This is a genomic window from Microbacterium schleiferi, from assembly GCF_015565955.1.
Taxonomy (GTDB): domain Bacteria; phylum Actinomycetota; class Actinomycetes; order Actinomycetales; family Microbacteriaceae; genus Microbacterium; species Microbacterium schleiferi_A.
Window position 1 is genome coordinate 1644359 of the sequence record NZ_CP064760.1, and the last position, 18973, is coordinate 1663331.

The 18973-nt window shown below is 67.5% G+C and carries 11 protein-coding genes and 2 pseudogenes; 5 read left to right on the plus strand and 8 right to left on the minus strand.

Features of this window, described 5'->3' with window-relative positions:
- From IT882_RS07895 to IT882_RS07905, 3 genes and pseudogenes are all read right to left on the minus strand, one after another.
- Positions 1–698, minus strand: a pseudogene (locus IT882_RS07895) (coenzyme F420-0:L-glutamate ligase).
- Positions 695–2062, minus strand: coding sequence for an RNA polymerase sigma factor (locus IT882_RS07900; RefSeq protein ID WP_229382374.1), 1368 nt, complete (start codon positions 2060–2062; stop codon positions 695–697). Before IT882_RS07900 ends, IT882_RS07895 begins: the two are co-directional and overlap by 4 nt.
- Before the next feature lie 343 nt (positions 2063–2405).
- Positions 2406–3323, minus strand: coding sequence for a proteasome assembly chaperone family protein (locus IT882_RS07905; protein WP_195693934.1), 918 nt, complete (start codon positions 3321–3323; stop codon positions 2406–2408).
- Between the two features lie 79 nt (positions 3324–3402).
- Between IT882_RS07905 and IT882_RS07910 the strand changes: the two genes are divergently transcribed.
- From IT882_RS07910 to sucB, 3 genes are all read left to right on the plus strand, one after another.
- Positions 3403–4890: a leucyl aminopeptidase gene (locus tag IT882_RS07910; RefSeq protein ID WP_324253939.1), complete on the plus strand. Its 1488-nt coding sequence runs from the start codon at positions 3403–3405 to the stop codon at positions 4888–4890.
- Complete coding sequence (lpdA, locus tag IT882_RS07915) at positions 4887–6260, plus strand: dihydrolipoyl dehydrogenase (RefSeq protein WP_195691459.1); 1374 nt, start codon at positions 4887–4889, stop codon at positions 6258–6260. The genes IT882_RS07910 and lpdA overlap by 4 nt, the downstream gene beginning before the upstream one ends.
- A gap of 62 nt (positions 6261–6322) precedes the next feature.
- The gene (gene sucB, locus IT882_RS07920) at positions 6323–8059 is read left to right on the plus strand and encodes a 2-oxoglutarate dehydrogenase, E2 component, dihydrolipoamide succinyltransferase (protein WP_195691460.1); all 1737 of its coding nucleotides are present in this window, start codon (positions 6323–6325) and stop codon (positions 8057–8059) included.
- Between the two features lie 30 nt (positions 8060–8089).
- Here the strand turns inward: sucB and IT882_RS07925 are convergent, their stop codons facing one another.
- Positions 8090–8827 carry a hypothetical protein gene (locus IT882_RS07925; RefSeq protein ID WP_195691461.1) on the minus strand — a complete coding sequence of 246 codons (738 nt, stop codon included), beginning with the start codon at positions 8825–8827 and terminating at the stop codon, positions 8090–8092.
- Between the two features lie 761 nt (positions 8828–9588).
- Between IT882_RS07925 and IT882_RS07930 the strand changes: the two genes are divergently transcribed.
- Positions 9589–10299 carry a DUF4191 domain-containing protein gene (locus tag IT882_RS07930; RefSeq protein WP_195691462.1) on the plus strand — a complete coding sequence of 237 codons (711 nt, stop codon included), beginning with the start codon at positions 9589–9591 and terminating at the stop codon, positions 10297–10299.
- Positions 10300–10346: 47 nt separating this feature from the next.
- Here the strand turns inward: IT882_RS07930 and IT882_RS07935 are convergent, their stop codons facing one another.
- Positions 10347–10742: an RDD family protein gene (locus tag IT882_RS07935; protein WP_195691463.1), complete on the minus strand. Its 396-nt coding sequence runs from the start codon at positions 10740–10742 to the stop codon at positions 10347–10349.
- 141 nt (positions 10743–10883) lie between these two features.
- On the opposite strand from IT882_RS07935, the pseudogene glnA reads away from it, so the two are divergent.
- Positions 10884–12307: pseudogene (gene glnA / locus IT882_RS07940) on the plus strand (type I glutamate--ammonia ligase).
- Between the two features lie 424 nt (positions 12308–12731).
- Here glnA and IT882_RS07945 read toward each other — a convergent pair.
- From IT882_RS07945 to mobF, 3 genes are all read right to left on the minus strand, one after another.
- Positions 12732–14657: an AAA family ATPase gene (locus tag IT882_RS07945; RefSeq protein ID WP_195691464.1), complete on the minus strand. Its 1926-nt coding sequence runs from the start codon at positions 14655–14657 to the stop codon at positions 12732–12734.
- Positions 14658–14771: 114 nt separating this feature from the next.
- Positions 14772–15155 (minus strand): sulfate permease, encoded by a 384-nt coding sequence (locus tag IT882_RS07950; protein WP_195691465.1) that lies wholly within the window; start codon positions 15153–15155, stop codon positions 14772–14774.
- A gap of 150 nt (positions 15156–15305) precedes the next feature.
- On the minus strand, positions 15306–18851 hold the full coding sequence (gene mobF / locus IT882_RS07955; RefSeq protein WP_229381990.1) for a MobF family relaxase: 3546 nt from the start codon (positions 18849–18851) through the stop codon (positions 15306–15308).
- Between the last annotated feature and the right edge of the window lie 122 nt (positions 18852–18973).

Here is an 18973-nt window from a genome sequence, read left to right on the forward strand (position 1 = left end):
CTAGACCGCGCGAACGATCCCCAGCGGCGTGGACTGGTGTCCCTGGCCCAGCGGGTTATCGCGCAGCACGGCGAGCAGGGTCTTCTCGTCGGCCTTCGACAGCGTCGATCCCAGGATGTTGCCGCCGAGGTCGTTGATGTCGACGACGGCCACTTCCACGCCCGTCGGCAGCAACGTCTTCAGGTGGGCAGCTACCTCGCGTGGACGCTCGGGGCCAAGCACGACAGCGCTGTTGTAGGGCGGGATCGTGCCACTGGTCGGTCCGTCGATCGCTCGCGCACGGTCACCGGCGATCCGGTAGAAGTCCCCGAGCGGCCGAATGCCTTCGTCACTGCCGAGACTGCTGCAGCGAAAAGGATGCGCGGCGTTCCGCATTCGCGAAGCGCCATCTCCATCGTCTCGGGCATGCCGAGACCGATCCCGTAGGGGGTGCGGGTGACGTAGCGCGACAGGAACCGGGCGAGCCTTCTCGGTGTGATGTCGGCGACGGCGTAGGAGCGCCCTTGCGTGATCGCAACGATCTTCTCGGTGACGAAGAGGGTGTCGCCGGCGACCGTGTGCTCGAGGGCGTACTCACGGATGACGTCATCCAGGTCATCGCCGGGCATCACGACCCGCGTGCGGATCGGGATCCGACGATAGCGCGCGCCGTCGATGTCGACGTCGAGCGCTTTTCCCTCGTTGGCGACGCCGGTCATTCCAGATAGTCCCGCAGCGACTGCGACCGCGACGGGTGGCGGAGCTTGGCCATCGTCTTGGACTCGATCTGGCGGATCCGCTCGCGGGTCACGCCGAACGTGTCGCCGATCTGGTCGAGCGTCTTGGGCTGACCGTCGCCGAGGCCGAACCGCATGCGAATGACGCCCGCTTCACGCTCCGACAGGGAGTCGAGCAGCGACTCGAGCTGACGCTGCAGCATCGTGAAGCCGACAGCATCGGCCGGAACGACAGCCTCGGTGTCTTCGATGAGATCACCGAACTCGCTGTCACCGTCTTCACCGAGCGGCGTGTGCAGCGAGATGGGCTCGCGACCGTACTTCTGCACCTCGATGACCTTCTCGGGGGTCATGTCCAGTTCGCGGCTGAGTTCTTCGGGCGTGGGCTCGCGACCGAGGTCCTGCAGCATCTGTCGCTGCACGCGGGCGAGCTTGTTGATGACCTCGACCATGTGCACCGGGATACGGATGGTGCGCGCCTGGTCGGCCATCGCGCGGGTGATCGCCTGACGGATCCACCACGTCGCATAGGTCGAGAACTTGAAGCCCTTCGTGTAGTCGAACTTCTCGACGGCACGGATGAGGCCGAGGTTCCCCTCCTGAATCAGATCGAGGAACTGCATCCCGCGACCCGTATAGCGCTTTGCCAGCGAAACGACCAGGCGTAGGTTCGCGCCGAGCAGGTGACTCTTGGCACGCTGACCATCGCGCGCGATCCACTGCAGATCCAGCCCGAGCTGGCTTGTCTTCTCCGCGGGCGTCATGTTCGCGAGCTTCTCTTCGGCGAACAGACCCGCCTCGATCCGCATCGCGAGCTCGACCTCTTCGGCCGCGTTCAGCAGCGGGACCTTACCGATCTGCTTCAGGTAGTCCTTGACCGGGTCAGCTGTCGCCCCCGTGATCTGCGTGGAGTAGATCGGGACGTCGTCCTCGTCGTTGGACGTGATGACGATGGCGCCACTGGGAAGCGGCTCGCTGAAGACGGGCTTGTCGGGCTTGTCGTCATCGTCCGCGTCGTCGTCACCGTCGGATGAGTCCTTGGCAGCCGGCGCGTCGGACGAGTCATCCGAGGATGCCGAACCAGCCGACTCGTCATCCGTGCTGTCGTCGTCGGCCTCGTCGAGCTCGACGTCATCATCGATGTCGGCCGACTCGTCGTCCGAGCCCTTCTTGGCCGCCTTCTTCGGGCTAGCCTTACCCGCCGCTGCACCGCTACGCTTCTTGGCGGCGGGACGCTTGCTGGCCGGAGTCGTCGCGACGTCGTCGTCACGCTCGATCTCGGGGGCCACGTCGTCCGCGGCTGCCTTCTTGGCGCGCGTGCGGGTGGATGTCGTGCTTGCGGTCACGTTTCGCCTCTCAGCGCACGGCGATCTTGTTGCCGCGCTGTTGGTTTCGGACGCTAGTAAGACCCTTGTCAAGTCCCGCGGCGTGTGACGGCTGCGGTTGACAATGGGTCGAACCACCATTGTCTCATACTCCGTCCGCGATTCCTGGCCCACTCCCCCGGCCGACGCGAACGTCGTACTCATGAGAACGAGCGAGAGCCGTCGTGTATTCCGCGAGGCAGCCGCGGTCGGCTCGCGGACCGCGCCCTTCAGACGCGCGCCGACACAGGTATCGACGCGCAGGTCAACGCGACCGAAGCCCACGAACGGGCCGAGAAAACTGCGTGCACAGCCGCCGCGGCGCTCAGCCCTTGTCGTCGTCCCCGGCGGGGCGGGTGGCGAGGTAGCGCTCCAGCTCGGCAGCGATCTCGTCGGCGGTCGGAAGGTCGCCCGTGTGAATGATCGGCGTCGCGTTTGTGGCGCCAGCCATGTAAGCGTCGTAGCGCTCCTCGAGAGTTTCGATCATGCGCTGCAGTTCGTCGCTACCGCCGACTTGTTCCTGGACTTTCTCGAGGTACTCGCGGTTCTCTTCCCGAAGCTCATCGCCCGCGAAGACAAGACCCGTCGCGACCGTGACGCTGTCGAGGGCGGCAAGCGCCGCGGCCGGGTACTGCGTGTCGGCGAGATAGTGCGGCACGAGAAGCACGAAGCCCGCGACATCCGCAGCGGTCTCGGCGAACCGGTACTCCAGCAGGTGGCCGACCGTTGCCGGAACCTGCGTCTCGGGCTGCCACACCGAGTGAGCAGTCGTCAGCTCCGTCCGCGTGCCGCTCACGGTCGTGCCCAGGGGGCGCGTGTGCGGCACCGGCATCGGGATGGCGTGCACCCACGTCACACTCGATGCCTCGAGATCGGCAGCGAGCTCGAGCACCGCAGCCGTAAAGGTGTCCCACGCGAAGTCCGGTTCGTAGCCGGTGAGCGTGAGAAACGGCTGACCCAGTGCGTCGTGCACGAGGGAGAGCTCGAGTCGCGGCGGGCGATAGTCGGTGAGGTGATCGTGTTCGAACGAGATCACCGGACGACGCGCGCGGTAATCGAGCAGAATGTCGTTCTCGAAGACGGCGATCGGCGTCGGCTCGAGGTCCTCCCGGACATACGAGACAACTCTGCTCACCGCGGAACCGGCGTCTGTGAATCCGGTGAGCGCGATGACGAGCGGCAATCCCGCGGGCACCGGCGGGGCGCTCGCGACGCGGTGATAGACGGGTACCGACAGGGTCATGCCTCCATGCTAGGTGCGTGGTCGACGCCACCGCCCTGTCGCGTGCCGCTCAGAGCGAACAAGCCCCGACCTAGGATGAGTGCATGGCCTGTCCTGTCGTCGAATTCAGCGAAACCCCGGTTACCGAGCACGACGCAGAGGCGGTGGTGATCGTCATCCCCTCGTCTCCACAACCACCGACGACGACTGGACGTCCCTCCCCGGCCTGCGCGAGACTCTCGAGTCGATCGGCTTCACCGGAGCTCCAGGGACCTATGCGCGCGTCGCTGCTCCGCAGCTTTTCGCCACGCCCGTCGCGGTGGTGGGCAGCGGAGCCGGCCGCGACGCGGCATCCGTTCGCCACGCCGTCGGAGTCGGATGCCGCACACTGACCGGATTCGGATCCGTCGCGATCGCGACGCCCTTCCACGCCACCGGCGACGCTGCCCTCGCCGCCGCTGAGGGTGCCGGGCTCGGCGGCTACAGCTTCGCGACCTTCAAGAAGGAACGCCCCAAGCCGCGGGCCACGCGCGTCATCGTCCACGCCGCCGCACCCGTTTCCGCCGATGAGCAGGCACGCGTTCGTGCCACCATCGAGGCCGTCGCGCTCGTGAAAGATCTCGTGACGGCACCGGCTGACCCACTCGGCCCGGACGACATGGCGCAGACCGCAAGCGAGCTGCTGCGGGACCTACCGTCGACGGTGCGTGTCTGGGACGAGAACGACCTGGCCACGGACGGCTTCGGCGGCATTCTCGGGGTCGGGCGAGGTTCGGCGCGGCCCCCGCGGCTCGTGCGGGCCGAGTACGCTCCCGACGGCGCAACCCGCCACGTGGCGCTCGTCGGCAAGGGCATCACCTTCGACTCCGGTGGGCTTTCCTTGAAGCCCGCTGCCGGGATGGTCGACATGAAGTACGACATGTGCGGTGCCGCCACGGTTTTGGCTGTGCTGCGGGCGGTGGCCGAGCTCGGCGCGCCGGTGCGAGTGTCGGCGTGGCTCTGTCTTGCCGAGAACATGCCGTCGGGCACAGCGACGCGCCCCGGCGATGTGCTCCGCATCGCTGATGGCACGACTGTCGAAGTCCTGAACACGGATGCCGAGGGTCGATTGGTTCTCGCCGACGGGCTCGTCGCCGCCAGTCGCGAGCACCCCGACCTCATCGTCGACGTCGCAACCCTCACGGGCGCCATCACGACGGCACTCGGAACCCGCCACGCGGGCGTGATGGGTGAGGATGACGCCGTGTCCCGATATCTTGCCGCCGCCGATCGCGTCGGCGAGCTCGCGTGGCAGATGCCACTGCCCGACCACATGATCGACGACTTGGATTCGCCCATCGCCGATCTGCGTAACGCGAAGGTCGGCGACCCGGCCGGCGGATCACTCTTTGCCGGTCTGTTCCTCCGCCACTTCGTCGGAACGCGGGGCGACGAGGACGGCGCCAGCGCACGCATCCCGTGGGTTCACCTCGATATCGCCGGCGTGGGCATGAACAAGGGGGCACCGTTCGGGTTCACCGACAAGGGGCCCACCGCTGCGACGACCCGGAGCCTCATCGAGTTCGTGCTCAGTGAGGCCGATCGATGAGCAACGATGCCTTCGACATCGTGATCCTCGGTGGCGGCTCCGGCGGCTACGCGGCAGCGCTGCGTGCCCGGGAACTCGGCCGGACTGTTGCTCTCGTCGAACGCGACCAGGTCGGCGGGACGTGCCTGCACCGCGGGTGCGTCCCGACGAAGGCGCTGCTGCATTCCGGTGAAGTCGCGGATGTCGTCCGCAGTGCCGCGAAGCACGGGGTCACGGCGAGTCTTGAGGCGATCGACATGGCCGCCGTTCACGACTACCGGCGCCGAATCGTCACCAAGAAGCACGCGGGCCTCACGGGTCTTCTCGCCTCACGCGGGGTCGTGACGGTTACCGGCGATGGCTACCTCGAGCCCGATCGCCGGGTCCGCGTCGGCGATCGCATTCTATCGGCGTCCGACATCGTCCTCGCCACCGGCGGACGGACCCGCGAGCTTCCCAGCGTGCCCCTCGGCGGACGTGTCCTGAGCAGCGACACCGCGCTGGAACTCGACGAGGTGCCGTCGTCGGTCGTCATTCTCGGTGGCGGCGTGATCGGTGTCGAGTTCGCCAGCATCTGGCGATCGTTCGGCGCGGAGGTCACGATCGTCGAACCACTGGCGCGTCTCCTTCCCGCCGAAGACGAGGCCAGCAGCGCGGCTCTTCTTCGTGCGTTCCGCAAGCGCGGAATCACGGCGACGTTCGGGATCTCCTGCACCGGTGTCGAGGCCGGCGCAGACGGCGTCGCGGTGAGCCTGTCGGATGGCTCGACGATCAGCGCCGACTATGTTCTGGTTGCGGCAGGTCGGGTGCCGGCCACCGACGGGCTCGGATGTGAGGACGCCGGCGTGGAGCTGCATGACGGCTTCGTCGCCACGGACGCTGACCTGCGCACGAGCGCGCCACACGTGTGGGCAGTCGGTGACATCGTCCGAGGACCACAGCTGGCCCATCGCGGGTTCGCCCACGGCATCGCGGTGGCAGAACGGATCAGCGGCCTCTCCGTGGCCCCACTCGATGACGCCACCGTGCCGCGGGTGGCCTACTCCAGTCCCGAAGTCGCCTCCGTCGGGCTCACGACGGCGGCAGCGATCGAGCGATTCGGTGAGTATGCCGTCCAGACGGCTGAGATCCCGCTGGCGGCAAACGCCAAGAGCGAGATCCTCGGGACATCGGGGTTCGCACGGGTCGTGCGCCGTCGCGACGGTCCCGTACTCGGCGTCCACCTCGTCGGGGACCGCGTCGGGGAGCTCATCACCGAGGGGCAGCTGCTCGTGGGATGGGACGCACATCCCGAGGATGTCGCGCCCCTGATCCACGCTCATCCGACACAGAGTGAGGCGCTCGGTGAAGCGCTCCTGCTGCTCTCGGGCAAACCCCTGCACGCGGTCTGACGACCGCCGCTTCAGAATCACTAAGCTGGAAACGACATCGGCATGCTGAAGGAGACAAACACATGAGCACTTCCGTGGTCCTCCCCGCACTCGGCGAGAGTGTGACTGAGGGGACGGTGACCCGCTGGCTCAAGAAGGTCGGCGACACGGTTCAGGCCGATGAAGGTCTTCTCGAGATCTCGACCGACAAGGTCGACACCGAGATTCCTTCCCCCGTGTCGGGCGTGATCGAGGAGATCCTCGTTGACGAGGACGAGACCGTTGAGGTCGGCGCCATCCTCGCCAAGATCGGTGACGGCTCGTCCGCACCGTCCTCGGATGCCCCCGCCCAGGAGGCTCCCGCCGAGCAAGCCCCGCAGGAGCAGGCTCCGGAGCCGGAGCCCGCCGAAGAGCCCGCAGCCGAAGCGCCCGCGCAGGCGCCCGCGGCCGCGCCCTCGGGCGAGGGTAAGGATGTCGTCCTGCCCGAGCTCGGCGAGAGCGTGACGGAGGGCACGGTGACCCGCTGGCTCAAGGCCGTGGGTGACACCGTCGAGGTCGACGAACCGCTGCTGGAGATTTCCACCGACAAGGTCGACACCGAGATCCCCTCCCCTGTCGCCGGCACAGTGCAGGAGATCCTCGTCCAGGAGGACGAGACCGTCTCAGTCGGCGCGACCCTTGCCCGGATCGGCGACGGGGCTGCGCCGCAGCCGGCTCCCGAGGCAGCTCCCGAGCCCGAGAAGGCAGAACCGGAGCCCGCACCGCAGCAGAGCGCGCCCGAGCCCGAGAAGCCCGCAGCAGAGCCCGAGAAGCCCGCGGCACAGCCCGAGCCGAGCCAGACGGCGCAGACGCCCGCGACCTCATCCGAGGTGACCGAAGCGGCGGCGACAGAGTCCGCGTCCGACGCGGACGGCGACGGCAAGACCTACGTGACCCCTCTTGTTCGAAAGCTCGCACAGGAGAAGGGCGTCGATCTCTCGACCGTCACGGGAACCGGCGTGGGGGGACGCATCCGCAAGGAGGACGTCGTGGCCGCTGCCGAGTCGGCCACCGAGCCGGCACCGACGAGCGAAGCGCCCGCGCGCGCAGCTCGGGAGGTCTCCGACCTGCGCGGCACGACGAAGCCGATGTCGCGTCTGCGCAAGGTTCTCTCCGAGCGGGCCGTCGCGTCGATGCAGTCCACCGCGCAGCTGACCACCGTGGTGGAGGTCGACATCACCAAGGTCGCGGCCTTCCGCGACGCGGTGAAGGGCGACTTCCAGAAGAAGACGGGCGACAAGCTGTCGTTCCTCCCGTTCTTCGCGCTGGCGGCTGCCGAGGCTCTGCAGACCTACCCCGTGATCAACGCGACCGTCGACGACGGCTCGATCGTCTACCCGGCCACCGAGAACCTGTCGATCGCCGTCGACACCGAGCGCGGGCTGCTGACCCCTGTGCTGCGGGATGCGGCGAGCAAGAACCTCGCGCAGATCGCTCACGAGATCGCTGACCTCGCGGCACGCACGCGGGACAACAAGCTCAAGCCCGACGAGCTCGCCGGCGGCACCTTCACCCTCACGAACACCGGCTCGCGTGGCGCCCTGTTCGACACGCCGGTCGTCTTCCTGCCGCAGTCGGCCATCCTCGGCACCGGCACGGTCGTCAAGCGGCCTGGCGTGGTGCAGGTCGATGGGAAGGATGCGATCTCCGTTCGCTCCTACGTCTACCTGGCGCTGTCGTACGACCACCGGATCATCGACGGTGCGGATGCCGCTCGCTTCCTGGGGGCCGTGAAGTCCCGTCTGGAAGAGGCGGACTTCGGCGGCGACCTGGGCATCTGAGCGGCTTCAGTCCCGGAGAAGCACCCAGAACTACGACGATGGCTGTTGCGTGAGGTCGAGAACCTCCCGCAACAGCCATTTGTCGTCATGACGGGCGATCACGACGAGCTGCTGTGGGTAGCCGTCTGCCTCGGCACGAATGACTGCCACGTCGCCGTAGTCGTCCACGAGGTGCAGAGTCCGCACCGCGGCGGGCGCCGTTGCAGCTCCCGCTGCGGGCGCCAGGTCCGGTCGCTCGGCGATTGTCTGCACGCAGGCAGCGTCACCGGCACAGGTCGATACGGCGTCCATGATCACACCTGCCGCGCGCGGCAGGTCCAGCACATCGTCGCCGGCGAGGGTGCCTGGTGACGTCATCGGCGTGGCGCCCGCAGGCAGTGCCGGTGTCGCAGTGGCAGTGGGCTCGCTGTCCACGGGCCGACTCTCTGCATCGGGAGCGAAGAGAGTGACAGCGATAGCCAACGCAGCGCCGACGCCGACAGCGGCGAGCACAAGCCGGCCGCGTCGAACGGGGCGATCCGCTCCGGACGAGCGCCGCACCGAACGCCACGCCCCGCGCGCTGAGGCTGCCACGTCGGCGAGCGTCTCCTGCCATCCTCCATCCCCGCCGCGGACGAGTCGATCGAAAACCCCGGGCTCGTCCGGCACCGAGACGACGGGTTCCGCACGGCGCAGCATGTCGGCGGGCGCGGGAGCCGCAGGGGGCCGCACGAGGGGCGGCGCCTCTGATGACGGACGCAGCGGTCCGGGCTCGGCCCACTCGAACACGGCGCGTTCGCACGCGTCGATGCCCCCGCCCGCAGATCGTCGGCCCGCAGCACGGCACTGATGGCATCGCGCACGGCGCCCGCTCGGGGATCTTCCAGCGGGAGGCGGTCCAGAATGCGGCACGCGCTCTCCCGCGCCGGTTCCGCATCCGCCAGGAGAGCGAAGACGGGCCTGGCTGTCGCCGATAGCCACCACACGCCTCCGACATCCTTGCGTGCTGCGGCGCGGAGTTCGTTCGCCCCGCGCAGGAGGCTGATCATGATGGTGGCGCACTCGGAGGCGGTGACCGGCGCCCGCAGGCCGTCCCGGATATCGAGGTACGTTTCGAGCGGCTCGCGGCACGCCTCTACCAGCGCTCCGGTCGCGGCATCAGCCCGGGCATTCCCCATGTGAACGACGTCGATCGCTCGGAGTACATGGGTATCGTCCTGCGGCGTCCAGAACAGCTCGCCAGAGGGCACCTGCTCCGGATCGATCAGCAGGTGAACGCCCGCCGGACTGCGAACGAGCGTGCCGGCATACGGCGACTCTCGCGCCGTCACGCGGCGCAGGGGTGTGAAGGCGATCATGAACGGATCATCCGTCCACCCGGCCATGGCATCGCTCATGCCCTCAGCCTGGACACGCGCTTGCACTCCGAACGCCATGCCCCACCGATCCGGGGATGCGCGCGCCCACGATTCTGTTGGGGAGGAGACTCGGCAGCCCGCCAGCGGATGCGGGGACGCATACAGCGCGCCGCGCCCAGGTACGCTGGAGGGATGGCAGCACGCGCGTCCTCGCCGGAGAAGCGGCCCGGCTTCTTCTCCCAGCTTCGTACCCTCTACACGTTCACTCAGCAGACCTACCGCGGCCTCCCGTGGCTGCTCGTGGGTATCGTGCTCGCGGGCACCGCGCTGGGCGTCGGTCTCGGATTCCTCATCCCGCCGGTCGCTGTCTGGAGTGTCATCCTGTGGGGCGTTACGGGGCTCCTCTTCGGCATTCTGATAGGACTCACCGTCACGACCCGGTTGTCGACACGCGCGATGTACAAGCGCATCGACGGTGTGCCCGGGGCGACCGGCCACGTCATCTCCACCTCTCTCGGACGCTCGTGGCAGGCCAACGAGAACCCCGTCGGGGTCAACCCCAAGACGCAGGAAGCCGTCTACCGGGTGATCGGCCGCGGCGGCGTCGTGATCATCGGCGAGGGCTCACGCGGACGTCTGACCCGGCTGGTCAACGACGAACGTCAGAAGGTGCAGCGCGTCGCATCCGGCGTCCCGCTCACGGTGCTCTATGTCGGGCACGGTGACGAGGATGTGCCGATCTCCCAGCTGTCAGCCACGATCAAGAAGATCCCGAAGAAGATCGACCGAGCCACAATGGCCGCCGTCATCAAGCGTGTCGACTCGGTGTCGCAGTCGCTGACGTCCCTTCCCATCCCGAAGGGCATCGACCCGACGAAGGTGCGCGCTCCCCGCCCGCGTTAGCTCTCGGCCTCCCGCAGTTCATCGTCTGCGTGGGGCGGCGCTCCGTCTCAGCGGCTGCGAAGCAGAACCGTCCCCGCGGCCTTGTCGTGCAGCCCCCGTTGGTCGGGATCCCAAATGACGGCAGGAATCACGACGATCAGCAAGAGCGTGCGCAGCACGGGCCGCCACAGTCCCACCCAGCCACCGTCGACGCGCTGCAGCGTCAAACCGAAGATCCGGTGCCCGGGACTGCCCTGCAGCGTCGGCAGGAACGCGATTTGGATGAGGGCGAAGATGCCGAGAATGGCAAGCGGGTCCCACCCGAAGAACCCCGAGATCAGGTACGCGGCGCCGTAGTCGACGAACAGCGCACCCACGCGGCGGCCGAGCCGCCCGATCGATCCGGGACCAGACTCCGGCAATCCGAGGCGTTCACCGGGGTACTCCTGGGCAGTTGAGGTCACTGAAAAAGCCTATCTGGGCGTGCCGGTTTGGCAGCCTCGTAACATGCCCGAAACAATAGGGACACGGCAGGGCAATCCCTGCGGACTAGCGTTTTGGGAAACCCGACACGGGTATCACCACGCCCTACCTCTGGAGTCTTCATGTTCAAAGATTCATCCGAGGTGCTGAAGTTCATCAAGGACGAGGACGTCAAGTTCCTCGACATCCGTTTCACGGACCTCCCCGGTGTGCAGCAGCACTTCAACATTCCGGCATCCACCGTCGACGAGGACTTCTTCACCGTCGGCCAGTTGTTCGACGGATCCTCGATCCGCGGCTTCGCGAACATCCACGAGTCGGACATGCAGCTCATCCCGGATGTCACCACGGCGTACCTCGACCCGTTCCGCGACGCCAAGACGCTGATCATGGTGTTCGACATCTACAACCCGCGTACCGGCGAGATTTACCACAAGGACCCGCGCCAGGTCGCGAAGAAGGCCGAGAAGTTCCTCGCGTCCACCGGCATCGCCGACACGGCGTTCTTCGCCCCCGAAGCAGAGTTCTACATCTTCGACGACGTGCGTTACGAGGTGAAGCAGAACTCGAGCTTCTACTCCGTGGACTCCTCCGAGGGCGCGTGGAACTCCGGCCGCGAAGAAGAGGGCGGCAACCTCGGCAACAAGACCCCGTACAAGGGCGGATACTTCCCCGTCTCCCCCGTCGACAAGACGGCTGACCTCCGTGACGACATCTCGCTCCGACTCATCGAGTCGGGACTGGAGCTCGAGCGCGCTCACCACGAGGTGGGTACCGGCGGTCAGCAGGAGATCAACTACAAGTTCGACACGATGGTTCACGCCGCCGACGACATCTTGAAGTTCAAGTACATCGTCAAGAACGTGGCCGAGCAGTGGGGCAAGGTTGCGACCTTCATGCCGAAGCCGCTCTTCGGCGACAACGGATCGGGTATGCACACCCACCAGTCGCTGTGGCTCGAGGGCAAGCCCCTCTTCTACGACGAGGCCGGCTACGCCCAGCTCTCCGACACGGCCCGGTGGTACATCGGTGGCCTGCTCGCTCACGCCCCCGCGGTGCTCGCGTTCACCAACCCGACGCTGAACTCCTACAAGCGTCTGGTCAAGGGCTACGAGGCCCCGGTCAACCTGGTGTACTCGGCCGGTAACCGTTCGGCAGCCGTCCGCATCCCGATCACGGGGTCGAACCCGAAGGCCAAGCGCCTCGAGTTCCGCGCTCCCGACTCGTCGGGTAACCCCTACCTCGCTTTCGCGGCACAGCTTATGGCTGGCATCGACGGCATCCTCAACCGCATCGAGCCGCACGAGCCCGTCGACAAGGACCTGTACGAGCTGCCCCCGAGGAGGCCAAGCTCATCCCGCAGGTCCCGAACTCGCTGCTGGACTCGCTCGACGCCCTGCGCGCCGACCACGAGTTCCTGCTGCGCGGCAACGTGTTCACGCCTGAGCTCATCGAGACCTGGATCGACTACAAGTTCGAGAACGAGATCCAGCCGATGAACGCACGTCCTCACCCCTTCGAGTACGAGCTGTACTTCGGGGTCTGATTCCGGGAGGCCCTCAGAGCCACACTTCCGGTCTCTGAGCCCAGCAATTCACTGAGCCCCAGGCGGCAGTTGCCGTCTGGGGCTCAGTGTACCTCTGGACGTTTACGGACGGCTACGGGGAGTAAAACGGACAGGTTTTCGGACAGCGCGGATGCCCGCTTCGACACTGGTTCCTCGCTATACATTGACGCCATAGAGTGACTCGATGCCTACGCCGCGAAGGCACATACGACGCGCGCGGGCAAGCAGAGCAGCTCACCCGGCCCCGGACGCGAGGACTTCAGCGCACTTCGATGAGCAGTAACATGAGCAGCATCAGCCATCCCGGTCTCTCCTCTTCGGTTGTCCAGGCGCTCGCTCGCCGCACGCCGAGCAGGCATGGCACCGCGTGGAGCATCGCTGAAGGAAGTGTGCGCTGAGCTGACTACTCGGCAGGCAGCGCCCTCACGAGCGCCTCGATAACCTGCTCGAATCGTTCGAGCGTCGCCACGGAGAGTCCCTGGATTGACCGGTCGAGGTTGCGCAGGAACACCGCGGCGACGTGGCCGTGGTTGAACTCCTTGCCGATCTTGCGCGTGATCCGCGCGACGATCCGGTCCTTGCCGGACAGGTCGGAGAGCTTGAGGCTAACGCCGTATGCCTCGTTATAGAACGCGAGGTACTCGCCGGGCTCAAAAAGATCCTCGATGTCAGGCGTCGGCGGGGTCGCATAGTTGTCGAGGCTGATGACCCTCGCCGCATCGAGCCGCCCGCGCTTGATCGTGTTCTCGATCTTCTGCTTGTCGGAGCTGCCGTCCAAGAGCACGACCACATCGAGCTGCCCTCCGAGCAACGCAAGGAAGGTGGGGATGTTGGTTGCACCGCCAGCGGGGAGCAGACGAGCGGACTCGGGAATGGAAGCGCGACCGAGAGACGAGAGGTGATCCGAGATGGTGCTGAGGTAGATGAAGTCGGACACGCCCTCGATGAGGATGTTCCGGTTGCCGATGAATAGGTTGTGCGCGATGTCGTAGCCAAGCGCGGCCTGGAGCGGGAACAGCGTGTCCGGGTCCTTGACGACTCCGGCATCGGGAATGACCGCTGAGCCGAGATCGGGCCCCTGATCCTCCACGATGCGGACCTGATTGAGGCGCGGCGTCTGGACGAGGAACGGCGAGTGCGTCGAATAGAGCACCTGACGGTCGGTGGCGAGCCGGGACTCGATCGTGTTCAGAAGGTCGATCTGCGCGCGTGCATGCAACGAGAGACCCGGCTCGTCCAGCAACAGGATGAGATTCTTGTCCTTCTCGAACTCGAGGAACGACGCGAGGAACGACACAAACCACTGGAAGCCAGTGGAGCGGCGGTCCAGGCGGCTGCTGAAGTCGTGCCGCGAGTCCTCGACTCGAAACTGGAGATACCGCTTAATGACCGGCGCTGCCGTCCGTGGGTCGGTTTCGACCTGATCCTCGATGCGGACCGCAAGTTTAAGGTGATCGTTCTGCTTCCAGTGCTCCTTGACACGGCGGGTCAGCAGACTGGACGCGGCCTCCAACTCGGCGTTCGACTTCTCGAAGTCCCAATCCTGCAAGGTCTCTGGCACTGCACGCGCCAGCCGGAGGAAGTCGGCCGCGGCGGCCAGTTCCTCTTCGGCGTCGGGATCATTCAGTGCGCTGAAGACCTCATCGAGGTTGTAGCGGCCCCGCAGCGACGAGTAGGAGCTGAAGTAGAAAGTGCGGGGAATGCGCTCGCGGACAAAGGCCTGGACTGCGGTCGTCAGATTCGCCGCTCCGCCCAGCTTTTCGGACAGCGTCTCTTTCGCCGCGGCCGCGTCCTTCGCTACGGCGGTCGGCTCGCCGTCTGTATTGGTGCCGGCGGCAACCTTGTCGAGCGCCGTGGAGACTTCGGTCGTGGTGGTCGGGCTGCCAATGGCCTTTCCCAGCCGTTCGGAGAGCCCGGCGATGAACGGGGCGACGAATGCGGCCTGCTCGATGTGGGCTTCGATGGTGAGGGTCTTTGGCTTGGCGTAGCTACGCGACACGGTCACGTGGCGGTCGGACAGCACCCCGGCGCCGAAGCCGGCTTCGAGTTCAGCGACCTCGTCGTGGGAAAGCTCGAATGTGGCCGTGACCGGGACGGCGCTGTTGATCTCGCCGGTGATCTCGTGCTCCTTCTTCAGCCACCGCGGGTACTCGTCGAGCAGATCGAGCGCGAACGACGGCTTGGCGGGGTTGAGGTGATGGAGCGCCTGAAGGATCGCAGACTTACCCGACTCGTTCTTGCCGACCAGGGCTGTCACCGAATCCACCGGGATCTCCCCCGAGTCGATGATGTTGCGGAACAACCTGACGTGGAATGACTTCAGCTTCATCGCACCCGCCTTTCTGCGTGTCTGAAGACTAGCGGGCACCTCAGACACAGCCAGCCGCATGCGACGTCGAACGGCACGCAAAGATGCTGCGCTGGTTCCGGTACCGCGAGCGTGTCAGGCGCGCGACGAGATGAGCAGCGGGGCGTCCTCGCTGATTGCGTAACCCGTCGACTCACGCTCGGCGAGTCGACGGTCACGCCGCTCGGCGACGCGCGCCCGGATCAGGACGATCATCGTGATCGGCCCGTTGACGAGGAACTTCAGTGCGTTCCAGATGAAGAGCAGCACGAGCAGGTTCAGCCAGCCCGGCCCGCCGTCGGCGATCCAGACGGTCAGGAGCCACGCGCCGAGCAGGTACGGCGCGGCGATGAGCATGGCGGGCACGCCCCACTTCAATCCGCGCCGCGTCCGCAGCGCGTTGAGCAGGATGTTCGTCGGCATGTACGTCCGCAGGAACAGCCGAACCCGGATGCTGAGATTCCAGAGCAGTCGGAGCATGATGTCCGCCTCCTGAGAGGGTGCGTAGCTCCGCCGAGGAGGTAGATCATGTGGTGAGCGTCCCGAGGGGACCGTCGCAAGCGACCTAGAAATCGTGGCTACTACCCCGTCAACCAGGGTACGCCTGACCTCGGACACACGGAAGAGCAGCTACAGGCGCGGCGCGGATACCGCGACTGCGCTGACCGTGGACGCCGGTTCTGCTGCGCGTGCCGCGAGCTGTTGTGCGCGTAGGATCGCGGCGCATGCTCGCGCGGCGTCTGTGCGCTGCCGCACGTCGTCGCCGATGACTCCGACCGCGCTGGTCTCGGTGATGCCGTAGGTGTCTCGGTAGGCCGCGACGGTGCGCGCCTCGCGTCGCCAGATCGCGGCAAGCTGCGGATCGGCGGGCTCTGGGCCGAGTTCCGCGGCCCATGCGTCGGACGCCCCAACCGCTTCGGAGACAAGTGCAGCGGCGCGCTGCTCGATGAGTACGGCGCGTTCGCGGAGCGCGGCGCGCATGTCGTCGTCCATCGTGCCGAGAGCCGGGGTGATGAGTCCGGCGATAGGTACGGCGGCCTGGCGCACGCGCCCGGCACCGTCCGCTCGGCCGAGGGCACGGATCACCCGTTCGTGGAGCACCGCGGCCACGTCGCCCGCGTCGTCGAGCGGGCGCGAAGCGACGAGCGCGCGCAGCAGGCGCTCCGTGTCGTACCCGTCCGCCTCGGCGCGACGCAGCTCGGCACCGAGCACACCGAACGCGGTCGATCCAATGGCGGCGTCGGCTTCGGCCTCGGTGAGTCGGGTCGCGCGCACGAGGGCTTCCCAACGTGGTTGCTGTGCGGCGGCGGCAATGGTCTCGTACTCGGCGGCGAGCTGGCCGACCGAGCACCAGGCGTCCTGCTCGGCGGCGATCATCTGGCGGGCGGAGAGTTCCGCTCCAACGTGCTGGAGCACCCCAGCGAGCACCTTGCGGGCCGCGACCGCCTTGGTGTCCTGGGTCGGCGGATGGATGTGGTCGTCGTCGGGACGGTTGATCGAGACGTAGGCGGTGTTCCCGAGCCTTCCGCGGGTCATGGCTACGTAGAAGTTCTCGCGCGTTGCGCCGGGCTCGATGAGCGTGTGCCCGGTGTCGACGGTGACCCCTTGCGCCCGGTACGCGGTGACGGCGTAGCCGAGTTCGACATGCTCGGCGACGTACCCCGCGGGGAGTCGCAGCGTCGCGCCCCAGCGCCGCCTGGCGGGCCGCACCCGCAGCGACCCGTCGCCGCCGATGGCGGTGACCGTCCACCGGCTGCCGTTGCGCACCCATCCGCGCCCGGCGCGCAGCGCGCGGTCGTTGCGGCGGGTGATGATCGCGTCCCCAATGGATGCCTCGGTGCCGTCGTGCAGCCGTACCTCGGCGCGTGCGTCGACCACCTTGGCCAGTATGAGGTCGGCGCGGGCGCGCTGGTTCAGGGTGGTGACCATCGTGCTCGACTCGGCGATGAGGATGCTCGCCAGCCCTGCTCCCCGGTCGCGCTGCCATGCGGCGTAGGCGGCGTCGGCCATGCGCTCGGCTTCGCCCGCGCGGATGCGGCCGTGCGCTTGGTAGGTGTCGATGGCCTCGACACGACCGTTGCGCAGGTCGAGCGTGGCATCCTTCTCCCATGCCGCGGCGATGCGGCGCACGTCGGTCAGCTCGGGCACGTCCTCACGGTCAGCGACGAGCATCCCGAACGCTCCCCCGGCATCGACGGACTGGAGCTGGGCGGGGTCGCCCACGAGCAGCACCTTCGCCCCGGCGTCGGCCGCGACGCGCACGAGCCGGTCGAGGGCAAGCGTCCCGCCGAGCGATGCCTCGTCCACGATCACGAGCTGCCCGGCGGCGAATCCCATGCCGTGGTCGCGGTAGGTCTGCCACCACTTCGCGGTGTTCTCCGTCGGGATGCCCAGGTCACCGGCCAGCACCTCGGCCGCGACCGCGGACGGTGCCAGGCCGACGACCGAGCCGTGCCCGTGCTCGGCCTCCCATGCGCGACGCAACGCGCGCAGCGCGGTGGTCTTGCCCGCCCCCGCGGGGCCGACGAGCAGGTCGAGCATCCGGCCTGACGACGCAATCGCTGCGAGTGCGGCGCGCTGGTCGTCGCCGAGCGCGCGGCCCCGCTGGGGTTGCAGCGCGTGCGCGATGGTTGCATCCGCCAGGAACGGCGCAACCTGCTCGCGGGAGCGTGCAAGTAGCCGGTCCTCGGCAGCGAGCACCGCGGCACCGCTGTAGCGGGCGGCGTTGCGCGGGCGGAACACGCTCGTCCCGTCCGTGCGCTGGAACGCAACGGGACTGGAGGCCAGCTCGGGCGGGGTGAGCCGGATGGACGCCTGCTCCGCGGCATCGACGATCATGCCAGTGATCGCCTCGCGATCCTCCGTGGCGGCGAACCGCCAGCCCATCGTCTGCCGCGCGGCTTCGGCGTAGAGGTTCCAGTGGCTCCACGTCGTGCGCTTCTCCGCGACCGCTGCGACCACCGCCGCGCCGAGCCGAGCAATCCGCTCCACCGGCACGTCCTCCGCCCGCAGCAGCTCCACGGGCTCGACTGCCACGGCTCCCCGTGCCCATTCGGTCGCGTCCCGGCCGAGCACGCGGCTCGCGCGAGTGCGCCACTCCTGGGTGAGGTCGGCGAGCGGGCGGACTTCCTTGTCGGGCCGGGTCGCCAGCGTCGCCTGCTGCCGCAGCCGGATGATCGTCTCCCGCGAGGGCGCGTGCCCGTGCGTGGCCTCGTACTCGGCGATCAGGCTGTCCTTCTCAACGTCGATGTGCCGCGACCGGGACGAGAACTCTGCGACCAGTCCCTCCGGCACCGTGACGACCGACCACACCGGGTTGCGATCGGCCCCGCGGTCCCGCCTCTCCCAGCCGACGCCGAGCGCACGGGTGAGATGGTCGGCGAAGACCGCGTTGTGCAGCTCGCTCAGCGCCACGGTCGCCGCGTGCAGTGGCCGGCCATCCAGCGACCGCCACTTGCCGTCGAACAGGGTGCGCACCTTGTTGCTCACCACGACATGCGTGTGCAACTGCGGATCCCCCGCCCGCGAGTCGAAATGATCGAACGCGGTTGCGATCAGCCCCATCACCTCGGCCTGTGCAACCGCGCCGTCGCGCGAGGTTGCGCCCGAGCGCGTGGCCGCAAGCTCCCACTCCATGAACGCAACCACCTCTGCAACCGCAGCGTGGTGCGCCTCGGCGATGCGCGCTTGGGTCGCCGCGTCCGCAACACCCCACAGCACGGAAGCGGACTTCGGCAGCGAGAACGTGAAGTCATATCCCGCGACCGCCCGCCGCGATGTGCGGGCCGCTTCCTCCGCTTCGATCACGATGACCGCCTCGGCGCGCTTTGCCGCGCCCAGCGTCGGGTCGAGCCGGGCGAGCCGCGCTGCGATCCGATCCTCGACGCTCGGGAACACCGGGTATGACTTACCCAGCGGATCGCCCGTCACTGGGTCGAGGCCCAAGCCGAGCAAGAGCTGAAGCTGCGCCTCGGAAACCTGCGCGCCCTCGTGGATCTCGCCGTTCCCGATCGCCGTCAGACCGCTGCCTATCCAGCGACCGGGCGGGGTGCCCTGCTCGGCGTAGTAGCGGGTTAGCGACGTCGACAGCGACCGCTCGCCGTCGGCGGACGCCACGGTGCGCAGCAGGTACTTGTAGCCATCCCCCGCGCCCATGACCCGCATCGAAACCGACATCCGGCACCGCCTCTCTCCTCAGAGAGGTGGGCCACTGACCCCGCTCCCGCGCGGGGTCGGCCTGGATGTGCAAGACGTGTACACGGCCGAGTGAGCAATTCGTACTGATCGCCTCTGCTAGA